1 protein-coding gene is annotated in these 541 nt (G+C 33.7%); it reads left to right on the forward strand.

The features are described from left to right. On the forward strand, nt 1-541 hold a 541-nt coding region (locus AC1DTM_RS31175), incomplete at both ends, for an acyl-CoA dehydrogenase family protein (protein WP_477001785.1).

Consider the following 541-nt stretch of genomic DNA (forward strand, 5'->3'; position numbering starts at 1 on the left):
AAGTAAATGCTTCTGAAACACTTGGCAATATTGTAGATGAGGCTGTACAAATTCATGGTGGATACGGTTATATGCAAGAATACGAAGTAGAACGTTTATATCGTGATGCTAGAATTAGCCGTATTTTTGAAGGAACGAACGAAATTAATAGATTAACAGTTGCTAAAATGTTAATGAAACAATTTGAGCAAATTGAAGATCATGTAGTAGAAAGTGATATATCAAATGTAGAAAGAAACCATCGTTACATTTTATTATCGAAAAAATTGTTGAAACAATCTTTGAAAACGCTCTCTAAAACTCCGGACTTAAAAATTGATCAGGAGCAAGAATATTCACGTGTACTATCAAATATGTTGACGGACGTGTACGTCATGGAATCAGCATTTTTACGTACGAGGAAAGCAGTTAGTAAAAATGGTGAGGAAAAAGAGCGTACGAAGCAAATGATAACAGATGTTATTTGTGAAGAAGGATATCGTAAAGTAGAAGAAGCTTCGATTTCCATTCTTTCAGCAGCTGTMACAGAAGAACAAAATAG

This window comes from Bacillus sp. P4_D3 (assembly GCF_056401855.1).